This window comes from Pseudomonas sp. E1BtOHC1, from assembly GCF_058744285.1.
In genome coordinates, this window is the sequence record NZ_CP196023.1 from 2,005,177 (window position 1) to 2,025,513 (window position 20,337).

Annotated in this window: 17 protein-coding genes; 8 read left to right on the forward strand and 9 right to left on the reverse strand. The window is 63.6% G+C overall.

Annotated features, from left to right (window positions below; translation table 11 throughout):
- The first annotated feature begins 78 nt into the window (after nt 1–78).
- Nucleotides 79–825, forward strand: coding sequence for a pyridoxine 5'-phosphate synthase (pdxJ, locus tag ACSSVC_RS09195; RefSeq protein WP_060842554.1), 747 nt, complete (start codon nt 79–81; stop codon nt 823–825).
- A 66-nt stretch (nt 826–891) separates the two neighbouring features.
- Here pdxJ and mltF read toward each other — a convergent pair whose 3' ends face one another.
- Nucleotides 892–2,352, reverse strand: coding sequence for a membrane-bound lytic murein transglycosylase MltF (gene mltF, locus ACSSVC_RS09200; protein ID WP_346633506.1), 1,461 nt, complete (start codon nt 2,350–2,352; stop codon nt 892–894).
- Nucleotides 2,353–2,638: 286 nt separating this feature from the next.
- Between mltF and purL the strand changes: the two genes are divergently transcribed.
- Both purL and ACSSVC_RS09210 read left to right on the forward strand, forming a co-directional pair.
- Nucleotides 2,639–6,535 carry a phosphoribosylformylglycinamidine synthase gene (purL, locus tag ACSSVC_RS09205; RefSeq protein WP_346633505.1) on the forward strand — a complete coding sequence of 1,299 codons (3,897 nt, stop codon included), beginning with the start codon at nt 2,639–2,641 and terminating at the stop codon, nt 6,533–6,535.
- A gap of 5 nt (nt 6,536–6,540) precedes the next feature.
- Nucleotides 6,541–6,852 carry a YqfO family protein gene (locus ACSSVC_RS09210; protein WP_346633735.1) on the forward strand — a complete coding sequence of 104 codons (312 nt, stop codon included), beginning with the start codon at nt 6,541–6,543 and terminating at the stop codon, nt 6,850–6,852.
- A gap of 98 nt (nt 6,853–6,950) precedes the next feature.
- On the opposite strand, the gene nagE is transcribed toward ACSSVC_RS09210, so the two are convergent.
- From nagE to ACSSVC_RS09245, 7 genes are all read right to left on the reverse strand, one after another.
- The gene (gene nagE, locus ACSSVC_RS09215; protein ID WP_492612206.1) at nt 6,951–8,657 is read right to left on the reverse strand and encodes an N-acetylglucosamine-specific PTS transporter subunit IIBC; all 1,707 of its coding nucleotides are present in this window, start codon (nt 8,655–8,657) and stop codon (nt 6,951–6,953) included.
- 22 nt (nt 8,658–8,679) lie between these two features.
- Complete coding sequence (gene ptsP, locus ACSSVC_RS09220; protein ID WP_492612207.1) at nt 8,680–11,202, reverse strand: phosphoenolpyruvate--protein phosphotransferase; 2,523 nt, start codon at nt 11,200–11,202, stop codon at nt 8,680–8,682.
- Between the two features lie 27 nt (nt 11,203–11,229).
- On the reverse strand, nt 11,230–12,252 hold the full coding sequence (locus tag ACSSVC_RS09225; protein WP_492612208.1) for an SIS domain-containing protein: 1,023 nt from the start codon (nt 12,250–12,252) through the stop codon (nt 11,230–11,232).
- On the reverse strand, nt 12,233–13,339 hold the full coding sequence (gene nagA / locus ACSSVC_RS09230) for an N-acetylglucosamine-6-phosphate deacetylase (protein WP_346633501.1): 1,107 nt from the start codon (nt 13,337–13,339) through the stop codon (nt 12,233–12,235). The genes ACSSVC_RS09225 and nagA overlap by 20 nt, the downstream gene beginning before the upstream one ends.
- Nucleotides 13,340–13,368: 29 nt before the next feature.
- Nucleotides 13,369–14,100: a GntR family transcriptional regulator gene (locus ACSSVC_RS09235; protein ID WP_102861287.1), complete on the reverse strand. Its 732-nt coding sequence runs from the start codon at nt 14,098–14,100 to the stop codon at nt 13,369–13,371.
- A 274-nt stretch (nt 14,101–14,374) separates the two neighbouring features.
- The gene (locus ACSSVC_RS09240; RefSeq protein WP_346633500.1) at nt 14,375–14,878 is read right to left on the reverse strand and encodes a L,D-transpeptidase family protein; all 504 of its coding nucleotides are present in this window, start codon (nt 14,876–14,878) and stop codon (nt 14,375–14,377) included.
- 49 nt (nt 14,879–14,927) lie between these two features.
- Nucleotides 14,928–15,479, reverse strand: a complete 552-nt coding sequence (locus ACSSVC_RS09245; RefSeq protein ID WP_346633499.1) for an NUDIX hydrolase — start codon at nt 15,477–15,479, stop codon at nt 14,928–14,930.
- A 135-nt stretch (nt 15,480–15,614) separates the two neighbouring features.
- On the opposite strand from ACSSVC_RS09245, the gene ACSSVC_RS09250 reads away from it, so the two are divergent.
- From ACSSVC_RS09250 to purT, 5 genes are all read left to right on the forward strand, one after another.
- Nucleotides 15,615–16,214: a CoA pyrophosphatase gene (locus ACSSVC_RS09250; RefSeq protein WP_102878492.1), complete on the forward strand. Its 600-nt coding sequence runs from the start codon at nt 15,615–15,617 to the stop codon at nt 16,212–16,214.
- Nucleotides 16,215–16,270: 56 nt separating this feature from the next.
- Nucleotides 16,271–16,795 carry a gamma carbonic anhydrase family protein gene (locus tag ACSSVC_RS09255; RefSeq protein ID WP_492612209.1) on the forward strand — a complete coding sequence of 175 codons (525 nt, stop codon included), beginning with the start codon at nt 16,271–16,273 and terminating at the stop codon, nt 16,793–16,795.
- The gene (locus ACSSVC_RS09260; protein ID WP_025127551.1) at nt 16,792–17,007 is read left to right on the forward strand and encodes a DUF1289 domain-containing protein; all 216 of its coding nucleotides are present in this window, start codon (nt 16,792–16,794) and stop codon (nt 17,005–17,007) included. Before ACSSVC_RS09255 ends, ACSSVC_RS09260 begins: the two co-directional genes overlap by 4 nt.
- Nucleotides 17,008–17,123: 116 nt before the next feature.
- Nucleotides 17,124–17,591 (forward strand): preQ0 transporter, encoded by a 468-nt coding sequence (locus ACSSVC_RS09265; protein WP_346633497.1) that lies wholly within the window; start codon nt 17,124–17,126, stop codon nt 17,589–17,591.
- Nucleotides 17,592–17,690: 99 nt separating this feature from the next.
- Nucleotides 17,691–18,872, forward strand: a complete 1,182-nt coding sequence (gene purT / locus ACSSVC_RS09270) for a formate-dependent phosphoribosylglycinamide formyltransferase (protein ID WP_346633496.1) — start codon at nt 17,691–17,693, stop codon at nt 18,870–18,872.
- 77 nt (nt 18,873–18,949) lie between these two features.
- Here purT and ACSSVC_RS09275 read toward each other — a convergent pair whose 3' ends face one another.
- The gene (locus ACSSVC_RS09275) at nt 18,950–20,266 is read right to left on the reverse strand and encodes an MFS transporter (RefSeq protein WP_492612210.1); all 1,317 of its coding nucleotides are present in this window, start codon (nt 20,264–20,266) and stop codon (nt 18,950–18,952) included.
- Nucleotides 20,267–20,337: the final 71 nt, after the last annotated feature.

The following is a 20,337-nucleotide window of genomic DNA, read 5'->3' on the forward strand; positions in this document are numbered from 1 at the left end:
GCGTTCGAGCAAATGGCAACAGACCCTGTTCTCCCCGTATGCTGTGCGCCGAATCTTCATTCATTCAGGAGCGCTTTCGTGACCACCAGCAATCGCATTCTTCTTGGCGTGAACATTGATCACGTTGCCACCCTGCGCCAGGCCCGCGGCACTCGTTACCCTGATCCGGTCAAGGCCGCGCTGGACGCGGAAGAGGCGGGCGCCGACGGCATCACCGTGCACCTGCGCGAAGACCGTCGGCATATCCAGGAGCGCGACGTGTTGCTGCTTAAGGACGTGCTGCAGACCCGCATGAATTTCGAGATGGGCGTCACCGAAGAAATGATGGCTTTTGCCGAGCGCATCCGCCCGGCGCATATCTGCCTGGTGCCGGAAACCCGTCAGGAGCTGACCACCGAAGGCGGTCTGGATGTGGCGGGTCAGGAGGCGCGGATCAAGGCGGCGGTGGAGCGGCTGTCGAAAATCGGGTCCGAAGTGTCCCTGTTCATCGACGCCGACGAGCGTCAGATCGAGGCCTCCAAGCGCGTCGGAGCGCCGGCCATCGAGTTGCACACGGGCCGCTATGCCGACGCCCAGACGCCGAGTGAAGTGGCCGATGAGTTGCAGCGTATCGTCGACGGGGTTGCCGTGGGTCTGGCACAGGGGCTGATCGTCAATGCCGGTCATGGCCTGCATTACCACAACGTTGAAGCGGTGGCAGCGATCAAGGGCATCAATGAACTGAACATCGGCCATGCCCTGGTGGCTCATGCCCTGTTCGTCGGTTTCAAGGGCGCGGTGGCCGAGATGAAAGCGCTGATCCTGGCGGCTGCGGCCAAGGCCTGAATGGACTTCGCCGGCAGGCCGACGCCTACACAACCTCTGTAGGCGCCGGCCTGCCGGCGAATGCTTTTAGAGCGGCGGATTCTCTTCCGTCGGCTTGGTCTTGTTGACCCCCGGCACATGCAGGTTGCCCTCGGCAACCTGATCGCCTTCCAGCTGCGGCTGGGTCACCCAGGTCAGGATGTCGTAGTAGCGGCGGATGTTGGCCACGAAATGCACCGGCTCGCCGCCTCGGGCATAGCCGTAGCGGGTCTTGCTGTACCACTGCTTCTGTGACAGCCGCGGCAGCATCTTCTTCACATCCAGCCACTTGTTCGGGTTCAGGCCTTCCTTCTCCGCCAGCTTGCGGGCGTCGTCCAGGTGGCCGGTGCCGACGTTGTAGGCCGCGAGGGCGAACCAGGTGCGATCCGGCTCCTCGATCTTGTCGTCCAGTTGTTCCTTGATATAGGCCAGGTACTTGGCGCCGCCGCTGATGCTCTGCTTGGGGTCCAGTCGGTTGGACACACCCATGGCCTGGGCGGTGTTCTGGGTCAGCATCATCAAACCGCGTACGCCGGTCTTGGAGGTCACCTCGGCCTGCCACATGGATTCCTGGTAACCCACGGCCGCCAGTAGTCGCCAGTCGACCTTTTCCTGCTTGGCCGAGGCCTTGAAGTGCTTTTCGTACTTGGGCAGGCGCTGCTGCAGGTGCTGGGCGAAGGTGTAGGCGCCGACATAACCGAGCACGTCCACGTGACCGTAATAGCGGTCCTTGAGGCGTTGCAGGGTGCCGTTCTTCTCGACCTTGTCGAGGAAGCTGTTGATCTCGTTGAGCAGGCTGTTGTCGTCACCGGCGGCCACCGCCCAGCTCTGGCTGCGGGCGTCCCCCAGATCGAAGGCCACCCGCACATTGGGGAAGTACACCTGGTTCATCGCCAATTCATTGGAGTCCACCAGGGTCAGGTCGATCTGTCCCTCGTCCACCATGCGCAGCAGGTCCACGACTTCCACGGCGTCGGACTCTTCGTATTCGATACCGGGGTACTTGAGCTTGAGCTCCGCCAGTTGCTCGGCGTGGCTGCTGCCCTTGAGCACCATGATGCGCTTGCCCACCAGATTTTGTGCGCTGGTGGGGCGGGACTGGCCATTGCGATAGATGACTTGCGGGGTGACTTGCAGATACGGATGGGAAAACCGGACTTGCTGCTTGCGCTGTTCGCTGCTCACCAGGCCGGCGGCGGCCAGCACCGGACCCTTGGGTTGGCCCAGCTGGTTGAACAGATCGTCGAGGTTGTCGGCGGTCTCGATCTTCAGCTCCACCCCCAGATCGTCGGCGAAGCGCTTCACCAGCTCGTACTCGAAGCCGGTTTCGCCGTTGCGGTCCTGAAAGTAGGTGGCGGGGCTGTTACGGGTGATCACCCGCAGCACACCATCCTCCTTTACGCGCTCAAGGGTGCTGGGTTTCTCAACACAGGCGCCGAGCATCAGGAAGAGTCCGGTTACGATGAGCCACTTGGCGCAGCGCGGACGTAAAGCCATAGGGGAAAACATTGGCGCAGTATACGCAAAGGATAACGGCCGCCATATCTCGACAGCGAAGGGCTTGTCTGCTAGCGCTGGGCTGCCTGGGCTGGAGGCCTCAAGAATGGGGCTTCGGCCGTCAATGTGACGATTAAAATAACCCACGGTAATGACCTTGATGAGCCTTTGTTATAGGCCGTCGGGGCCGGACCGACGTCCGGGGGCGCCCCGGTTTGCGTTTCGAGTGCCGATGCCAACGGTTTACGTTAGAATGCACGGCCTCAAAGCACACCCCCTTCCCGAGGCTGTCCCGAAGATGTTGATCCTGCGCGGCGCTCCTGCCCTTTCTGCCTTTCGCCACAGCAAACTCCTTGAGCAACTGAGCCAGAAGGTTCCGGCTGTCAGTGGCTTGTATGCTGAATTCGCTCACTTCGCCGAAGTCACCGGCGTCCTGACCGGCGACGAACAGCAGGTGCTTGCGCGCCTTCTGAAGTACGGCCCCAGCGTTCCGGTACAAGAGCCGACTGGTCGTCTGTTCCTGGTCCTGCCACGTTTCGGCACCATTTCTCCGTGGTCGAGCAAGGCCAGTGATATCGCCCGCAACTGTGGCCTGGCGAAGATCCAGCGCCTGGAGCGCGGCATTGCTTTCTACGTCGCCGGTGAATTCAGCGACGCTGACGCACAGTTGATCGCCGAAGCGCTGCACGATCGCATGACCCAGATCGTCCTGGGTAACCTGGAGCAGGCTGCCGGCCTGTTCAGCCACGCCGAACCCAAGCCGCTGACGGCCATCGACATTCTCGGCGGCGGTCGCGCAGCGTTGGAAAAAGCCAACAGTGAGCTGGGCCTGGCCCTGGCCGAAGACGAAATCGATTACCTGATGAGCGCCTTTCAGGGCCTCAAGCGCAATCCCCACGACATCGAACTGATGATGTTCGCCCAGGCCAACTCCGAGCATTGCCGCCACAAGATCTTCAACGCCAGTTGGGATATCGACGGCCAGAGCCAGGAAAAAAGCCTGTTCGGCATGATCAAGAACACCTACCAGATGCACAGCGAAGGTGTGCTGTCTGCTTATAAGGACAACGCGGCGGTCATCGTCGGTTCCGTTGCCGGGCGTTTCTACCCGAACCCTGATACCCGCCAATACGGTGCGGTGCAGGAGCCGGTGCACATCCTGATGAAGGTCGAGACCCACAACCACCCGACCGCCATTGCTCCATTCCCCGGCGCTTCCACCGGTTCCGGCGGCGAAATCCGTGACGAAGGCGCCACCGGTCGCGGCGCCAAGCCGAAAGCCGGCCTCACCGGCTTTACCGTGTCCAACCTGCAGATCCCGGGCTTCGAACAGCCTTGGGAAGTGCCGTATGGCAAGCCAGAGCGCATCGTCACCGCCCTCGACATCATGATCGAAGGCCCACTGGGTGGCGCGGCGTTCAACAACGAATTCGGCCGTCCGGCCCTGACCGGTTATTTCCGTACCTTCGAGCAATCCATTACCACGCCTCGTGGCGATGAAGTTCGTGGTTACCACAAGCCGATCATGCTGGCGGGCGGCATGGGCAACATCCGTGACGAGCACGTACAGAAAGGCGAGATCACCGTCGGCTCCAAGCTGATCGTCCTCGGCGGCCCGGCCATGCTCATCGGCCTGGGCGGCGGCGCCGCATCTTCCATGGCCACCGGCACCAGCTCGGCGGACCTGGATTTTGCTTCGGTACAACGTGAAAACCCGGAAATGGAACGCCGTTGCCAGGAAGTCATCGACCGTTGCTGGCAGCTGGGGGACAACAACCCCATCAGCTTCATCCACGACGTGGGCGCCGGAGGCCTGTCCAACGCCTTCCCGGAACTGGTCAACGACGGTGGCCGCGGCGGTCGCTTCGAACTGCGCAACATCCCCAACGACGAGCCGGGCATGGCCCCGCACGAAATCTGGTCCAACGAATCCCAGGAACGTTATGTTCTGGCGGTGGGCGCGGCAGACTTCGAACGCTTCAAGGCCATCTGCGAGCGCGAGCGCTGCCCATTTGCGGTGGTCGGCGAAGCCACTGCCGAGCCACAGCTGACCGTGACCGACAGCCACTTCGGCAACAGCCCGGTGGACATGCCTCTGGAAGTGCTGCTGGGCAAGGCCCCGCGCATGCACCGTTCGGCGGTTCGGGAAACCGAGTTGGGTGACGATTTCGATCCGAGCACCCTGGACATCGCCGAGAGCATCGAGCGCGTCCTGCATCACCCGGCCGTGGCCAGCAAGAGCTTCCTGATCACCATCGGTGACCGCACCATCACCGGCCTTGTGGCTCGCGACCAGATGGTCGGCCCGTGGCAGGTGCCGGTGGCTGACGTGGCCGTGACCGCCACCAGCTTCGACGTCTACACCGGTGAAGCCATGGCCATGGGCGAGCGCACTCCGCTGGCCCTGCTGGATGCCCCGGCGTCCGGCCGCATGGCCATCGGCGAGACCCTGACCAACATCGCGGCGTCGCGCATCAACAAGATCAGCGACATCAAGCTCTCGGCCAACTGGATGTCCGCTGCCGGCCACCCGGGTGAAGACGCGCGTCTGTACGACACCGTCAAGGCGGTGGGTATGGAGTTGTGCCCAGAGCTGGGCATCACCATCCCGGTGGGCAAGGACTCCATGTCCATGGCCACCCGCTGGAACGAAGAGGGCGTGGACAAGAGCGTCACCTCGCCGCTGTCGCTGATCGTCACTGGCTTCGCACCGGTCGCGGACATTCGTCAGACCCTGACCCCGCAACTGCGCATGGACAAGGGCACCACCGATCTGATCCTGATCGACCTCGGTCGCGGTCAGAACCGCATGGGCGCCTCGATCCTTGCCCAGACCCACGGCAAGCTCGGCAGCCAGGCGCCGGACGTTGATGACGCCGAGGACCTGAAAGCTTTCTTCGCAGTGATCCAGGGCCTCAATGCCGACGGTCACCTGCTGGCTTACCACGACCGTTCCGACGGTGGTCTGCTGGTCAGCGCCGTGGAAATGGCCTTCGCCGGTCACTGTGGCCTGAACCTGAGCCTCGACGCTGTAGCGGAAAACGCTGCGGAAATCGCCGCCATCCTGTTCAACGAAGAGCTGGGTGCGGTGATCCAGGTGCGCCAGGATGCCACTCCTGATGTGCTGGCCCAGTTCAGCGCCGCCGGTCTGGGCGACTGCGTGGCCGTGATCGGCCAGCCGATCAACAACGGTGAAGTGAGCATCTCCTACAACGGCGAAAGCGTATTCACCGGCCAGCGTCGCCTACTGCAGCGTCAGTGGGCAGAAACCAGCTACCAGATTCAGCGCCTGCGGGACAACGCCGAGTGCGCCGAGCAGGAATTCGACGTCCTGCTGGAAGAAGACAACCCGGGCCTGAGCGTCAAGCTGGGCTTCGACGTCAACCAGGACATCGCCGCGCCTTACATCAAGAAAGGCGTGCGTCCACAGGTGGCGGTACTGCGTGAGCAGGGCGTCAACGGCCAGGTGGAAATGGCAGCGGCCTTTGACCGCGCCGGCTTCAACGCCATCGACGTGCACATGAGCGATATCCTCGCTGGTCGTGTCGACCTCAACGACTTCAAGGGCATGGTTGCCTGCGGCGGCTTCTCCTACGGCGACGTACTGGGCGCCGGTGAAGGCTGGGCCAAGTCGGCGCTGTTCAACAGCCGCGCACGGGATGCCTTCCAGGGCTTCTTCGAACGTACCGACAGCTTCACCCTGGGTGTGTGCAACGGTTGCCAGATGATGTCCAACCTGCACGAGCTGATCCCGGGTAGCGAGTTCTGGCCGCACTTCGTGCGCAACCGCTCCGAGCAGTTCGAAGCCCGGGTGGCCATGGTCCAGGTCCAGGAGTCGAACTCGATCTTCCTGCAGGGCATGGCGGGTTCGCGGATGCCGATCGCCATCGCCCACGGTGAAGGCCATGCGGAGTTCGAAAGCGAAGAAGCGCTGCTGGAAGCCGATCTGTCCGGTTGCGTGGCCCTGCGCTTCGTCGACAACCACGGCAAGGTCACCGAGCGTTACCCGGCCAACCCGAACGGTTCGCCGCGCGGGATCACCGGCCTTACCAGCCGCGACGGTCGCGTCACCATCATGATGCCGCACCCTGAGCGGGTATTCCGTGCCGTGCAGAACTCCTGGCGTCCGGATGACTGGAACGAAGATGCGGCGTGGATGCGCATGTTCCGCAACGCTCGCGCCTGGGTGAACTGAGGCTGATGTACAAGCTCAGCTTCTTCGTGCCTCCCAGCCATGTGGAGCCGGTCAAGAGCGCCGTATTTGCCGCCGGTGGCGGACGTATCGGCGCCTATGACCAGTGCGCCTGGCAGGTGCTCGGCCAAGGCCAGTTTCGCCCGTTGGATGGCAGCCAGCCGTTTCTCGGGCAGACCGGTCAGGTGGAGCGAGTGGAGGAATGGAAAGTCGAGCTGGTGGTGGCCGATGAACTGATTGCTGATGCAGTGGCGGCCCTCAAGCAGAGCCATCCCTACGAGACGCCGGCTTATGAAGTCTGGCGCCTGGAAGCGTTCTGAGGTTGTCCACCGATAAAAAGCCCGCTGAACCGGAGACGGTCAGCGGGCTTTTTTGTGGGTCTTTGCCTGTAGGAGCCGGCTTGCCGGCGAAGGCGTCTTCAGGCTCCCGCCTCCACCTTCCTGTGCAGCAGCGTTTGCAGAGCCGCTTGCAATCCCCCGGCCTTCTCGCCAATCACCACGTGCCAGATATCTCCCTCCATGCGCCGCATACCCTGGCAGCCCAGGCTCTTGAGCGCCGACTCCGACAGGCTGCGGCTGTCACTCAGTTGCACCCGCAACCGGGTCAGGGCCACGCAATCCATCTGTAGCAGGTTGTCCCGGCCTCCCAGAGCGCTGAGCCACTGCTGGGCTTCCTGGGTGGAAATGTCGATCTGCTGTGGTGCTTCTACGGACGACGGCGTCACCGTGACGTTGGCCGAGGCTGGCAACGCCAGGCGGATCTGGTCGGCAATGCTGTCGGCCATCGGTCCCACCACCACCTGCAAACTGCCACCCTTGCCGGGGCGTACCACGGCCATGGCGCCCAAGGTTTTCAGTTCGGCGTCCGCGGCCAGGTTGCGATCCGCCAGCTCCAGGCGCAGGCGAGTGGTGCAGGCGCCAACGGTGATCAGGTTGCGCGCACCGCCCAGGGCCTTGATGTAGGCCGCGGCGCGCTGATCGGCGTTGAGTTCGGACTTCTCGCCGGAGGGGCTGTCCTCGCGTCCCGGCGTTTTCAGGTTGAAGCGGCGGATACAGAAGTCGAACACCAGGTAGTACACCACCGCATACAGCAGCCCCACCGGAAACACCTTCCAGCCATTGGTGGAACGGCCCCAGCCCAGGGCCATGTCAATGGCGCCTCCGGAGAAGGTAAATCCCAGGTGGATGTTCAGCAGATTGGTCAGGGCCATGGCCAGCCCCGTCAGCAGTGCATGCACCAGGTACAACAGTGGTGCGAGGAACATGAAGGCGAATTCGATGGGCTCGGTGACCCCGGTGAGGAAGGAGGTCAGGGCCATGGACAGGAAGATCCCGCCCATCACCTTGCGCCGCTCCGGCACGGTGTTGCGGTACATCGCCAGGCAAGCGGCTGGCAGGCCGAACAGCATCATGGGGAACATCCCGGTCATGAACTGGCCGCCCTTGGGATCGCCGGCGAAATAGCGGGTCAGGTCGCCAGTGACCACCGCGCCGGTGCTCGGGTCGGTGAAGCTGCCGAAGATGAACCAGGCCATGTTGTTGAGGATGTGGTGCAGGCCGGTGACGATCAGCAGGCGATTGAACACACCGAAGACAAAGGCACCGAAGCTGCCGCTTTCCAGCAGCAATTGGCCGAAGCTGTTGATGCCGTGTTGGATCGGCGGCCAGATCAGACCGAACGCCACCCCCAGGCCCACGGCGGTAAAGCCGGTGGCGATGGGCACGAAGCGGCGGCCGCCGAAGAACGCCAGGTACTCCGGCAGTTTGATGTCCTTGAAGCGGTTGTACAGCGCGCCGGCCATCAGCCCGCTGATGATCCCGGCGAGCATGCCCATGTTGATGCTGGCATCCAGCACCTTGAGGGTCGAGATCATCACCAGGTAGCCAATGGCCCCGGCGAGTCCGGCGGTGCCGTTGTTGTCCTTGGCAAAGCCCACGGCGATGCCGATGGCGAAGATCAGCGCCAGATTGCCGAAGATCGATTGCCCGGCATCGTGAATGATGGCGATGTTCAGCAGGTCGGTATCACCCAGGCGTAGCAACAGGCCGGCAATGGGCAGGATGGCAATGGGTAGCATCAGCGCCCGGCCGAGGCGTTGCAGGCCCTCGATGAAATACTGGTACATGGCGTCTCTCCTGGAATTCTTGTTATGAGTGCAGAGGCCAAAGCCGTTCGCAGGCCTGACGGACTGCGGCGGCGCCGGGCAGGTTGAGCAGCGGTTGGCTGAGGTGGCGGCATTGGCCGGCGTCCAGTTGGCGCACCCGGTCCTTGATCTCGCCGACCTGAGGCGGGCTGACCGACAGCTCGCTGACCCCCAGGCCAATCAGGACGGGGGTGGCCAGCGGATCGGAAGCCAGTGCACCGCAAACCCCGACCCAGCGACCATGGCGCTTGGCGCCGGCACAGGTCTGGGCGATCAGCCGCAGCAGGGCGGGGTGCAGGGCGTCGACCCGCGCCGCCAACCCGGCATGATCACGGTCCATGGCCAGGGTGTACTGGGACAGGTCGTTGGTGCCTATGGACAGGAAGTCGGCATGCTCCGCCAGTTGCTCGGCCATCAGCGCGGCAGCCGGTACTTCGATCATGACTCCCAGCTCCGGGCGCTGGCTCAGGCCCAGTTCCACCGCGAGCTGATCCAGGCGCTGACGGATATGCAGCAGTTCGGCCACTTCGGTGACCATCGGCAGCATGATACGGCAGCGCTGCACGGGGCTGACCTGGAGCAGCGCCCGCAGTTGCTGGTCCAGCAGTTCTGGGCGGGCCTGGGCCAGGCGGATGCCCCGCAGGCCCAGCACCGGGTTGGCCTCCACTGGCAGTGGCAGGTAGTCCAGTTGCTTGTCGCCGCCGACATCGATGGTGCGGATGATCACTGGCTTGTCGCCCATGGCATCCAGTACCGCCTGATAGGCCTGTAGCTGTTCGGCTTCATCCGGAGCGGTCAGGCGATCGACGAACAGGAACTCGGTGCGCAGCAGGCCGACGCCATCGGCACCACCCTGGTGGGCGTCCCGGGCTTCACCGCTGGAAGCCACATTGGCCGCCACCTCGATCTGCTGGCCGTCCTGGGTCAGGGCGGACTCATGGGCATGTTGCTGTTGCAGTGCACGGCGCTGGCGCTGGGTTTCACCAGCCTGTTGCACCTGTGCGATGCGCTGCGGGCCGGGCGCCAGTTCCAGGCGCCCGCCGTTGGCATCCAGCACCACCTGGCGGCCAGCGTCGATGCACAGCACCTCCGGACCCAGGGCCACCAGGCAGGGCAGGCCTTTGCCCCGGGCGAGGATCGCCACATGGGAGGTGGCGCCGCCGGCGGCCATGCACAGTCCGGCCACGCCCTGGGCGCTAAGTTGCAGAAGATCGGAAGGGGTCAACTCCTCGGCGGCGACGATCGCCCCGGGCGGCAGATCGTAGTGCCAGGCCTCCCCCAGCAGAGCGCGCAGTACACGTTGCTGCAGATCCCGCAGGTCGTTGGCGCGTTCGGCCAGCAGTGCGCTGCCCAGTTGCTGGAGGATTTGGCATTGCTCGGCAATCGCCGCGCTCCAGGCATGGGTGGCTGCGCGCCCCCGGGCAATGGCGGCTTCGGCGGCGTCCAGCAGGGTCGGGTCTTCGAGCAGGGCCAGGTGGGCGCTGAAGATGTCCTGTTCCTGCTGGTCGCGGCGTTGCCGGGCCTGCTCCAGGGTGTGGCGGATTTCCTCGCGCACCTGGTGCAGGGCTGCGCTCAATGCTTGCCGTTGGGGCTCGGGCGGATGCTGACCGTGATCGTCAGCCAGGACCATGGCGTTGAGTCGCACCAATGGCCCGCACACCAGGCCTGGCGCGGCGCAGACGCCCGGCAGCACGCCATCTTCCACGGGGCGTTGGACGACCGGGGCCGGTGCCGGGATTTCGCCATGGGCATCTGCGGCCATCGCGGTACCGAGGGTCTGCAGCATTGCCTGCAAGGCATCCTGGCAATCGGCGCCCTGGCAATTGACCAGCACTTCATCCTGCTCACCGATGCCCAGGCTCATCAGGGCGATCAGGCTGGTGCAGGGGGCGCTCTTGTCCTTGAAGGTCAACTGCGAATGGCTGTTGAAACTCAGGGCGGTCTGGCGCACCAGGGCGGCTGGGCGGGCATGCAGGCCGCCGCGATGGGCAACCTTGATTCGGGCGCTGGCCTGCTGCTCGGATTGCTCTGGCGCCAGCGGTTGCGGGTCAGCGTTGGCACGGCGGCTGATGTGCAGCAACGGCTCGCCCACCTTGACCGCGGACAGGGTCAGCGGGCGCAGGTCGAAGCCCTCGCCGTTGGTCAGGATCAACAGGCTGATCAGGCTTCGGCAATGCTGCGCCACATGGTCCAGGTCAACCCGCAGCAGGGGCTGGCCGGCGCTGACCTGCTGGCCTTGCTCCACCAGCAGGGCAAACCCTTCACCTTGCAGTTCGACGGTGTCCAGGCCCAGGTGCAGCAGCAGTTCAGCGCCGTTGGCCGCCCGCAGGGTCACGGCGTGCCCGGTGCGAGCCACTTGGATCACTTCACCGGCGCAAGGCGCGTGCAGGGTGTCGTTGAGCGGGTCGATGGCAATCCCGTCGCCCATGGCGCCGCTGGCGAACACCGGGTCGGGGACGTTGCGCAAGGGCACTACAGGCCCGCTTAACGGGGCACTGAGCGTCAGGTCGTTATTGTTGTTGTGCATGGCGCAGTACTCATCGATCAAAGGGGCTTAGTGCGTGCGGGTCACTTTGCTCAGGTGCCGCGGCTGGTCCGGGTCCATGCTGCGGGCCTCCGCCAGACCGGCGGCCATCACATAGAAACTCTGGATCGCCAGGATCGGGTCCAGCGCCGGGTGTTCGGTGCGGCTCAGGGTCAGGTCGCGTTCGCCGATGTCATCCGGTGCCGCCAGCAGCACCTTGGCGCCACGCTGGCGCATGTCGGCAGCGAGGCTCAGCAAGCCGCCCTGTTCCGCGCCACGTGGGGCAAACACCAGCAACGGATAGTCGTGGTCGATCAAGGCCATCGGGCCGTGACGGACTTCGGCGCTGCTGAAGGCTTCGGCCTGGATCGCCGAGGTCTCCTTGAGCTTGAGCGCGGCCTCCTGGGCGATGGCGAAGCCGGCGCCGCGGCCGATGACCATCAGCCGCTGGCAATCGCGCAGGGCGTTGATCGCCAGGTCCCAGTCCTGGGTCGCGGCTTGCTGCAAACCTTCGGGCAATGCCAGGCCGGCTTCCAGCAACTGGTTGTCCTCGTTCCAGTGACCGATCAGGCGGGCGCTGGCGCTCAGGGTGGCGATGAAGCTCTTGGTGGCGGCCACGCTCTGCTCGGCACCGGCGTACAGCGGCAGGGAGAATTCGCTGGCGGCTTCCAGAGGGCTGTTTTGCGCATTGACCATGGCCACGCTCAGGGCGCCGCGTTTGCGCAGCAGGCGCACGCTGTTCACCAGGTCCGGGCTTTGTCCCGATTGCGAGAATGCAAACACCGCCTGGCCGCTGACCCGCAGGGGCGCCTGTTGCATGGTCACCACCGACATCGGCAGCGAGGCCACCGGGATGCCTACCTGTTGCATGGTCAGGTAGGCAAAGTAGCTGGCGGCATGGTCGGAACTGCCCCGGGCCACGGTCATTGCCACTTGTGGTGGCTGGCGGCGTAGGCGGCCGGCGACTTCGATTAGCGACGGGTCCAGGTGCTTCAATTGGCTGCTCACGGCAGCGTACGAGGACAGCGCCTCTTCAAGCATTTTTGAAGTCAATGTCTTCTCCTTCGACCATGACGGCGGTCAGTGTGAGTGCGCGGTCCAGGCGCACGCTGTCGGCCCAGCTGCCAGGTTGCAGGCGGCCGCGTTCAGGGATGCCGAGGTAATCGGCGGGAAATTGCGACAGGCGCTGGGAGGCTTCGGCCAGGGGCAAACCGATTTTCACCAGATTGCGCAGGGCCTGGTCCATGGTCAGGGTGCTGCCGGCCAGGGTGCCGTCGGCCAGGCGTACACCGCCCAGGCACTTGGTCACGGTGTGGCTGCCCAGCTTGTACTCACCGTCGGGCATGCCGGCGGCCGCGGTGGAGTCGGTGACGCAGTACAGGCAGGGGATCGAGCGCAGGGCCACGCGCATGGCGCCGGGATGCACGTGCAGCAGGTCGGGGATCAGTTCGGCGTACTGGGCATGAGCCAGGGCCGCACCGACGATGCCCGGTTCGCGGTGATGCAGTGGGCTCATGGCGTTGTACAGGTGGGTGAAGCTGGTGGCACCGGCGGCAAGGGCGGCCACGCCTTCTTCGTAGCTGCCCAGGGTGTGGCCGATCTGCATGCGCACGCCGCGGGCGCTGAGGGCGCGGATCAGTGCGTCATGGCCGGCGATTTCCGGGGCGATGGTGATCACCCGGATGGGCGCCAGTTGCAGGTACTTCTCCACTTCCGCCATGAGCGCGGTGTGGGCGAAGTTGGGTTGTGCACCGAGCTTGCCGGGGTTGATGTAGGGGCCTTCCAGGTGCACCCCGAGGACCCGGGCACAGCCATGGGGGCGCTGCTCGGCGTAGGTTCCAAGCTCAGCCAGAACCTGGCTGATTTCTTCGCTGGGGGCGGTCATGGTGGTGGCCAGCAGCGAGGTGGTGCCGAAACGCACATGGGTACGGGTGATGGTCTCGAAGGCTGTGCGGCCTTGCATGACGTCCTTGCCGCCGCCGCCGTGTACGTGCAGGTCGATGAAGCCCGGCAGCAGGTAGGGCAGGTCGTTGTCCGCCGGGTCGCAGGGGCTGCCTTCGATGGCGCTGACCTTGCCGTCCCGATGAATCAGGCGGCCACGGACCCAGCCTTGGGGCGTGAGGATATTGTCTTCGGACATGGGCGTTTCTCTGGCTCCAGGGGGCGGATTCAGCGTCGCAGTTCAGCGACGAAGTCGTAGTAGTCGTTGCGGCAGTAGGTGTCGGTGACTTCGATCGGTGTGTTGTCTTCCAGGTAGCCGACCCGGGTCATCAGCAGCATCGCGGTGCCGGGGGCGATGCCCACCAGGGCGGCGAATTCGTCCGAGGCATTGATCGCCTGGATGTGCTGCAGGGCTCGGACCACGGGACGGCCGATGCTGTCGAGGTACTCGTAGAGCGAATCGCCGACGGCCTCGGGCTGGGCAATGATGCTGGCTGGCAAGGTACTCATCTCGATCGCCATGACCGCATCGTCGGCTTTGCGCAGGCGCTTGAGGCGCGCCACCTTGTCGTTGGGCGACAGGCCGAGGCGGATCAGCTCTTCGTGGGTCGGCGGGGTCAGTGTGCGTTCCAGCCATTGCGAGCCGGGGACGAAACCTTTCAGGCGCAGCATTTCGCTGAACCCGGAAAGGCGCGACAGCGGTTGCTCAAGGCGCGGGGTGATGAAAGTGCCGGAGCCCTGGCTGCGCCGAATCAGGCCCCGTTCGAAGAGGACTTCCAGGGCCTTGCGCGCAGTCACCCGGGAGATGCCCAGCAGTTCGCTGAGGTTGCGTTCCGAAGGCAGTGCCTGCTCGGCTTTCCATTGGCCGGAGTGAATCGCGGCTTCCAGGTTGCGCGCCAGTTGCAGGTACAGCGGGGTCGGCTGAGTGTCGTCGGGACGCAGGGTCAGGAGGTGGTTCATCTGTAGGTTTTCCGATGCGGTTATTAGGTTGTTGTCGCCCGGTAATGCCGAAAAACTAATACCACTTAAATACCATGTCAACGCCGCTGATCGGGTGTGGACGCCGTAAATCGGGCACTTTCGGGGTGCTTTAGAGGATAAAGGATTGAAGTGGTATTAGGCAGGTCTGGCAGCGATGGCCAAAACCTCAGGCGGCGACCCGCAGCGGATCGCCAAGTGGTATGCGCGCTCTCGGGGCGCGGCAGGGAGGAAAATATTTTTTGCGCAGGAGGGATTAAGGGCGGATTTCGATCATGGTGCCGTCTTTGACCAGGCCCCAGACTTCGCGCATGTCGACATTGCGCATGGCGATGCAGCCGTCGGTCCAGTCGAGAGTGTGAAAGTACTGCTCGGGAAACTCTTCGGTGTCCGGGGTGCCATGGATCATGATCATGCCACCGGGGTTGACCCCTTCACGGCGCGAGCGCGCGGAGTCGGTGATGTTCGGGTAGGAGATGTGCATGGCCAGGTTGTAGCGATCACTGGTCTTGCGCCAGTCGAGCCAGTAAAGGCCTTCCGGGGTGCGTTTATCGCCTTCCATGAGCTTGGGGCCCTTGGGTTTCTTGCCCAGGGAAATCCGGTAGGTTTTCAGTGGTTTGCCGCCATTGATCAATTGCAGTTGATGGGCGGATTTGAGCACCAGGACTTTTTCGATGACCTTGCCGTCCAGGGTTTCCACCGTGGAGGCTTGAGACAGAGCGACGAAGGAACAGCACAGCAGGGCAAGCAACCAGCGCATTGACACGATATCCCCAGGCGCGCACAGGTTCCGTGCACGTTTTTATTGTTTAACTGATGGCAGGCTGAGAGAGCGGCGGAATGGATTCGGAGCGCACGGCAAATGCCTGTGTCCGCCGGTCAGCGAAGAAGCATTCTAAGGTACGGCCGACGGTGCGGAAAGCCAGCTCGGACCAAGGGATATCGGCTTCGTCGAACAGCTGCACTTCCAGGCTCTCGGGGCCGGCGGCGAAGTCCAGGTCGGCCAGTTCCGCGCGAAAGAACACGTGCACCTGGCTGATGTGCGGTACGTCGATCAGGGTGTAGATGTTCAGGTTGCGTACCCGGGCGCAGGCCTCCTCGTAGGTTTCGCGGATGGCCGCCTGTTCCACGGTCTCGCCGTTCTCCATGAAGCCTGCCGGCAGGGTCCAGTAGCCCAGACGCGGCTCGATGGCGCGCCGGCAGAGCAATACCTTGCCCTCCCAGGTGGCCAGGCACCCGGCGACGATGTTGGGGTTCTGGTAGTGAATGGTCTGGCAGTGATCGCAGACGAAACGCAGGCGCGAGTCGCCTTCGGGAATGCGCTGGGTCACCGGGTTGCCGCACTGGCTGCAAAATTTCATGTGGGGTATCCGAAAAGGCTGGGGCTATCTTGGCGCGCCGCCCGGTTGTCGGCAAGTTGTCGTTACAGGTGCGGGGGTTGGGCCTCTGATTGGATTGGTGCATGATGCACGGTAGCCAACAGATCGAGATGCCTCATGCTGGACGAGCTACTTCATCGGGTAAGCCATTACACGCCAAGAACGCTGGAGACCGACCGTCGTTTTCCCGAGGCTGCGGTGCTGGTGCCCATCACCCGCAGCGATGAACCGGAGCTGGTGCTGACCCTTCGCGCCAGCGGGCTTTCGACCCATGGTGGTGAAGTGGCCTTTCCCGGTGGCCGGCGCGATCCGGAAGACCCGGACCTGATCTTCACCGCGCTACGGGAGGCCGAGGAAGAGATCGGCCTGCCGCCGGGATTGGTGGAAGTCATCGGGCCCTTGAGTCCGCTGATTTCCCTGCACGGGATCAAGGTCACGCCTTACGTGGGGGTGATTCCCGACTATGTCGAATACCAGGCCAATGATGCCGAGATCGCCGCCGTTTTCAGCGTCCCCCTGGAGTTCTTTCGCCAGGACCCCCGTGAACACACCCATCGCATCGACTATCAGGGTCGCAGTTGGTACGTCCCCAGCTACCGCTTCGGCGAGTACAAGATCTGGGGCCTGACCGCGATCATGGTCGTCGAACTGGTCAACCTGCTGTACGACGCCAAGATCAGCCTGCATCACCCGCCGAAAACCTTTATCGATACCTGAAGCCATCGCCTCGCATGGCATAAACCCGCGGCTGCCTGAGCCATGAGGACAATAAGATGAAATACCGCCTGGGCGATGCCCGAGTCGAGACCCATCCACAGAGCTGGGTGGCCCCGAATGCCACGCTGGTGGGCAAGGTCAAGCTGGAGGAGGGGGCCAGCGTGTGGTTCAACGCTGTGCTGCGTGGCGACAACGAGTTGATCCTGATCGGCAAGCACAGCAACGTCCAGGACGGCGCCGTGATGCATACCGACATGGGGTTTCCGCTGACTCTGGGCACCGGCGTGACCATTGGTCATAACGCCATGCTGCATGGCTGCACCGTGGGCGACTACAGCCTGATTGGCATCAACGCGGTGATTCTCAATGGCGCGAAGATCGGCAAGAACTGCATCATCGGCGCCAACTCGCTGATCGGCGAAGGCAAGGAAATACCTGACGGTTCGTTGGTCATGGGCTCGCCGGGCAAGGTGGTACGCGAACTGACCGAACCCCAGAAGAAAATGCTCGAAGCCAGCGCTGCCCACTACGTTCATAATGCTCAACGTTATGCCCGAGACCTGGTTGAGCAAGAACAATGACAACCCCTGAAAGACCCGTTGCCTCGCCTTGCGTGAGTATCTGCGCCCTGGACGAGCAGGACATCTGTACCGGTTGCCAGCGCACCGTGGATGAAATCACCCGCTGGAGCCGCATGGACAACACCGAGCGCCGTGCGGTCCTGGCCCTGTGCCATGAACGGGCCAAGTCCAGTGGGCTGCTGTGGATGATCGGCTCCAGTTCGGCGAGCTGATCCGCCCTTGTCGCCGGCAAGCCTGGTGTGGGTGGCTTGCCGGCGAAAGGGTTTCTTGGCCCAAACCCGCGCCTGCAGTAACCTGTGCACCTTCCTGACAGGTACTTTTCGCCCTCATGCTCTTCCTGATCACCTATATCAGCAGTGTCGTGCTGATCAACTATGCCTTTTCCGTTGCCCCGCACCTGGACATCATCTGGTCGGCCTGGGGCGGGCTGGTCTTCGTCCTGCGCGACATGGTGCAGACCCGCTTTGGCCACGGCGCCATCATCGCCATGCTGGCGGCCCTGGTGCTGTCCTACGTGACCTCCGACCCCACCATCGCCCTGGCCAGTGCCACCGCCTTTGCCGTTTCGGAATGCATCGACTGGCTGGTGTTCAGCATCACCAAGCGACCCCTGCACGATCGTCTGTGGATAAGCTCGGCCCTGAGCATTCCCCTGGATACTTTCATCTTCTTCGGCATGATCGATGCCCTGACCCCGGGGGTGATCTTCACCGCCCTGGGTTCGAAATTCGCCGGGGTCACCGTGGTCTGGTTGGCCATGGCTTGGCGTTTGCGCAAAGCGGCGTGCGCCGGCTGAGCCAAAGGCTGCGGTTCATGTAAAATGCCGCGCTCTTTCCCCATGGGTCGCCCGCCTGGCGCTCGGCCCTCGATGATCCGCTCCTTTGAGGACCTTCAGATGACTCGTATCGGAACTCCATTGTCGCCAACCGCGACCCGCGTCTTGCTTTGTGGCTGTGGTGAGTTGGGCAAGGAAGTGGTGATCGAGCTGCAACGCCTGGGTGTCGAGGTGATTGCCGTGGACCGCTACGCCAATGCGCCGGCGATGCAGGTGGCCCATCGCAGCCACGTGATCAACATGCTCGACGGTGCGGCCCTGCGGGCGGTGATCGAGGCCGAGAAGCCGCACTTTATCGTTCCGGAAATCGAAGCCATCGCCACCGCGACCCTGGTGGAACTGGAAGCCGAAGGCTTCACCGTAATCCCCACCGCCCGGGCAACTTCGCTGACCATGAACCGTGAAGGCATTCGTCGTCTGGCGGCTGAAGAGCTGGACCTGCCGACCTCGCCTTACCACTTCGCCGATACCTTCGAAGACTATCGCCAGGCTGTGCAAGACCTGGGTTTCCCTTGCGTGGTCAAGCCGGTCATGAGCTCCTCGGGCAAGGGCCAGAGCCTGCTGCGCAGTGTCGATGACGTACAGAAAGCCTGGGACTACGCCCAGGAAGGCGGGCGTGCCGGCAAGGGGCGGGTGATCATCGAGGGCTTTATCGACTTCGACTACGAAATCACTCTGCTGACCGTGCGCCACGTTGGCGGCACCACCTTCTGTGCCCCGGTCGGCCATCGTCAGGAAAAGGGCGACTACCAGGAATCCTGGCAGCCCCAGGCCATGAGCCCGAAAGCTCTGGCCGAGTCCGAGCGCGTGGCCAAGGCGGTGACCGAAGCCTTGGGCGGCCGTGGTCTCTTCGGCGTGGAGCTGTTCATCAAAGGTGATCAGGTGTGGTTCAGCGAAGTGTCGCCGCGTCCCCATGACACCGGCCTGGTGACCCTGATTTCCCAGGATCTGTCGCAGTTCGCCCTGCATGCGCGGGCGATCCTCGGCTTGCCGATTCCGCTGATCCGCCAGTTCGGGCCATCGGCTTCGGCGGTGATTCTGGTGGAAGGCAAATCCACTCAGACCGCCTTCGCCAATCTGGGGGCTGCCCTGAGCGAGCCGGACACTGCGTTGCGTCTGTTCGGCAAGCCGGAAGTCAACGGTCAGCGGCGCATGGGCGTGGCCCTGGCCCGTGATGAGTCCATCGAAGCCGCCCGGGCCAAGGCGACCCGCGCTGCGCAAGCGGTAGTGGTCGAGCTCTGAGAAGCATCGCGAGCGAGGTCGCTCCCACAAGGTTTGCATTGAACCTGTAGGAGCGAGCTCGCTCGCGAAGCGGCCGCTCAGGCAATCCGATTCAGATCGTTATTGCGCGTTTCCTTCAAGCACAGCACCGCGATCAAGCTCAGGATCGCCGCCCCCGAAACATAGCCACCCACCCAGCTCAACCCGCCCATCGCCACCAGTTTCTGGGCGAAGAAGGGTGCCGCCGAAGCACCGACAATGCCCCCCAGGTTATAAGCCGCCGAAGCGCCGGTATAACGCACGTGGGTCGGAAACAGTTCCGGCAGCAGCGCGCCCATCGGGGCGAAGGTCACCCCCATCAGGAACAGCTCGATGCACAGGAACAGCGCCACGCCGGCGGTGGAGCCCTGAGTCAGCAAGGGTTCCATGGTGAAGCCGGAGAGAATGGCCAGCACGGCACCGACAATCAGCACCGGTTTGCGCCCGAAGCGGTCACTGGCCCAGGCCGACAGTGGAGTGGCCGCAGCCATGAACAGCACTGCGAAACACAGTAGGCCGAGGAAGGTTTCCCGGCTGTAGCCCAGGGTCGAGACGCCGTAGCTCAGGGAAAATACCGTGGAGATGTAGAACAGCGCGTAGCACACCACCATCGACGCGGCGCCCAGCAGTACTGGCAGCCAGTACTGGCTGAAGAGCTCCACCAGCGGCATCTTTACCCGTTCCTGGCGTGCCACGGCGTTGGCGAATACCGGGGTTTCGTGCAGCTTCAGGCGCACATACAGGCCCACCATTACCAGCGCGGCACTGAGCAGAAACGGAATACGCCAGCCCCAGGAGCGGAACTGCTCGTCATCCAGGCCCATGGCCAGGGCCAGGAACAGGCCGTTGGCGGCGAGAAAGCCGATGGAGGGGCCCAGTTGCGGGAACATGCCGAACCAGGCGCGCTTGCCTTGCGGAGCGTTCTCGGTGGCCAGCAGGGCAGCCCCACCCCATTCGCCTCCCAGCCCCAGTCCCTGGCCGAAGCGCAGTACGCAGAGCAGGATCGGCGCCCAGGCGCCGATGCTGGCATAACCCGGTAGCACGCCGATCAGGGTGGTGCACACCCCCATCAACAGAAGGGAGGCGACCAGGGTCGATTTGCGTCCGATCCGGTCGCCAAAGTGGCCGAACAACGCCGAACCCAGGGGGCGGGCGAGGAAGGCGATGCCAAAGGTCAGAAAGGCCGAGAGCATCTGCGCGGTGCCGGAAGTCTGGGGGAAGAATACCGGGCCGATCACCAGTGCGGCGGCGGTGGCGTAGACATAGAAGTCGTAGAACTCGATGGCGGTGCCAATAAAGCTGGCGGTGGCCACTCGCGTCGCGGAGTTGGCGGGTTGAGCAGGCGCGGAGGCGCTGTAGGCGGTGCTGGTCGTCATGCGGATATCCCTGACAGTCTGTGCTCCAGTGGAGCGAATTATTATGGTCGAGCACCCAGGGATGTGGGTTT

Bases quoted from the DNA above. Each gene is read 5' to 3' on its own strand.
- mltF (WP_346633506.1), bottom strand. From the start codon at position 2,352: ATGTTTTCCCCTATGGCTTTACGTCCGCGCTGCGCCAAGTGGCTCATC.
- purL (WP_346633505.1), top strand. From the start codon at position 2,639: ATGTTGATCCTGCGCGGCGCTCCTGCCCTTTCTGCCTTTCGCCACAGC.
- ACSSVC_RS09210 (WP_346633735.1), top strand. From the start codon at position 6,541: ATGTACAAGCTCAGCTTCTTCGTGCCTCCCAGCCATGTGGAGCCGGTC.
- nagE (WP_492612206.1), bottom strand. From the start codon at position 8,657: ATGTACCAGTATTTCATCGAGGGCCTGCAACGCCTCGGCCGGGCGCTG.
- ptsP (WP_492612207.1), bottom strand. From the start codon at position 11,202: ATGCACAACAACAATAACGACCTGACGCTCAGTGCCCCGTTAAGCGGG.
- nagA (WP_346633501.1), bottom strand. From the start codon at position 13,339: ATGTCCGAAGACAATATCCTCACGCCCCAAGGCTGGGTCCGTGGCCGC.
- ACSSVC_RS09235 (WP_102861287.1), bottom strand. From the start codon at position 14,100: ATGAACCACCTCCTGACCCTGCGTCCCGACGACACTCAGCCGACCCCG.
- ACSSVC_RS09240 (WP_346633500.1), bottom strand. From the start codon at position 14,878: ATGCGCTGGTTGCTTGCCCTGCTGTGCTGTTCCTTCGTCGCTCTGTCT.
- ACSSVC_RS09245 (WP_346633499.1), bottom strand. From the start codon at position 15,479: ATGAAATTTTGCAGCCAGTGCGGCAACCCGGTGACCCAGCGCATTCCC.
- ACSSVC_RS09250 (WP_102878492.1), top strand. From the start codon at position 15,615: ATGCTGGACGAGCTACTTCATCGGGTAAGCCATTACACGCCAAGAACG.
- ACSSVC_RS09255 (WP_492612209.1), top strand. From the start codon at position 16,271: ATGAAATACCGCCTGGGCGATGCCCGAGTCGAGACCCATCCACAGAGC.
- ACSSVC_RS09260 (WP_025127551.1), top strand. From the start codon at position 16,792: ATGACAACCCCTGAAAGACCCGTTGCCTCGCCTTGCGTGAGTATCTGC.
- ACSSVC_RS09265 (WP_346633497.1), top strand. From the start codon at position 17,124: ATGCTCTTCCTGATCACCTATATCAGCAGTGTCGTGCTGATCAACTAT.
- purT (WP_346633496.1), top strand. From the start codon at position 17,691: ATGACTCGTATCGGAACTCCATTGTCGCCAACCGCGACCCGCGTCTTG.
- ACSSVC_RS09275 (WP_492612210.1), bottom strand. From the start codon at position 20,266: ATGACGACCAGCACCGCCTACAGCGCCTCCGCGCCTGCTCAACCCGCC.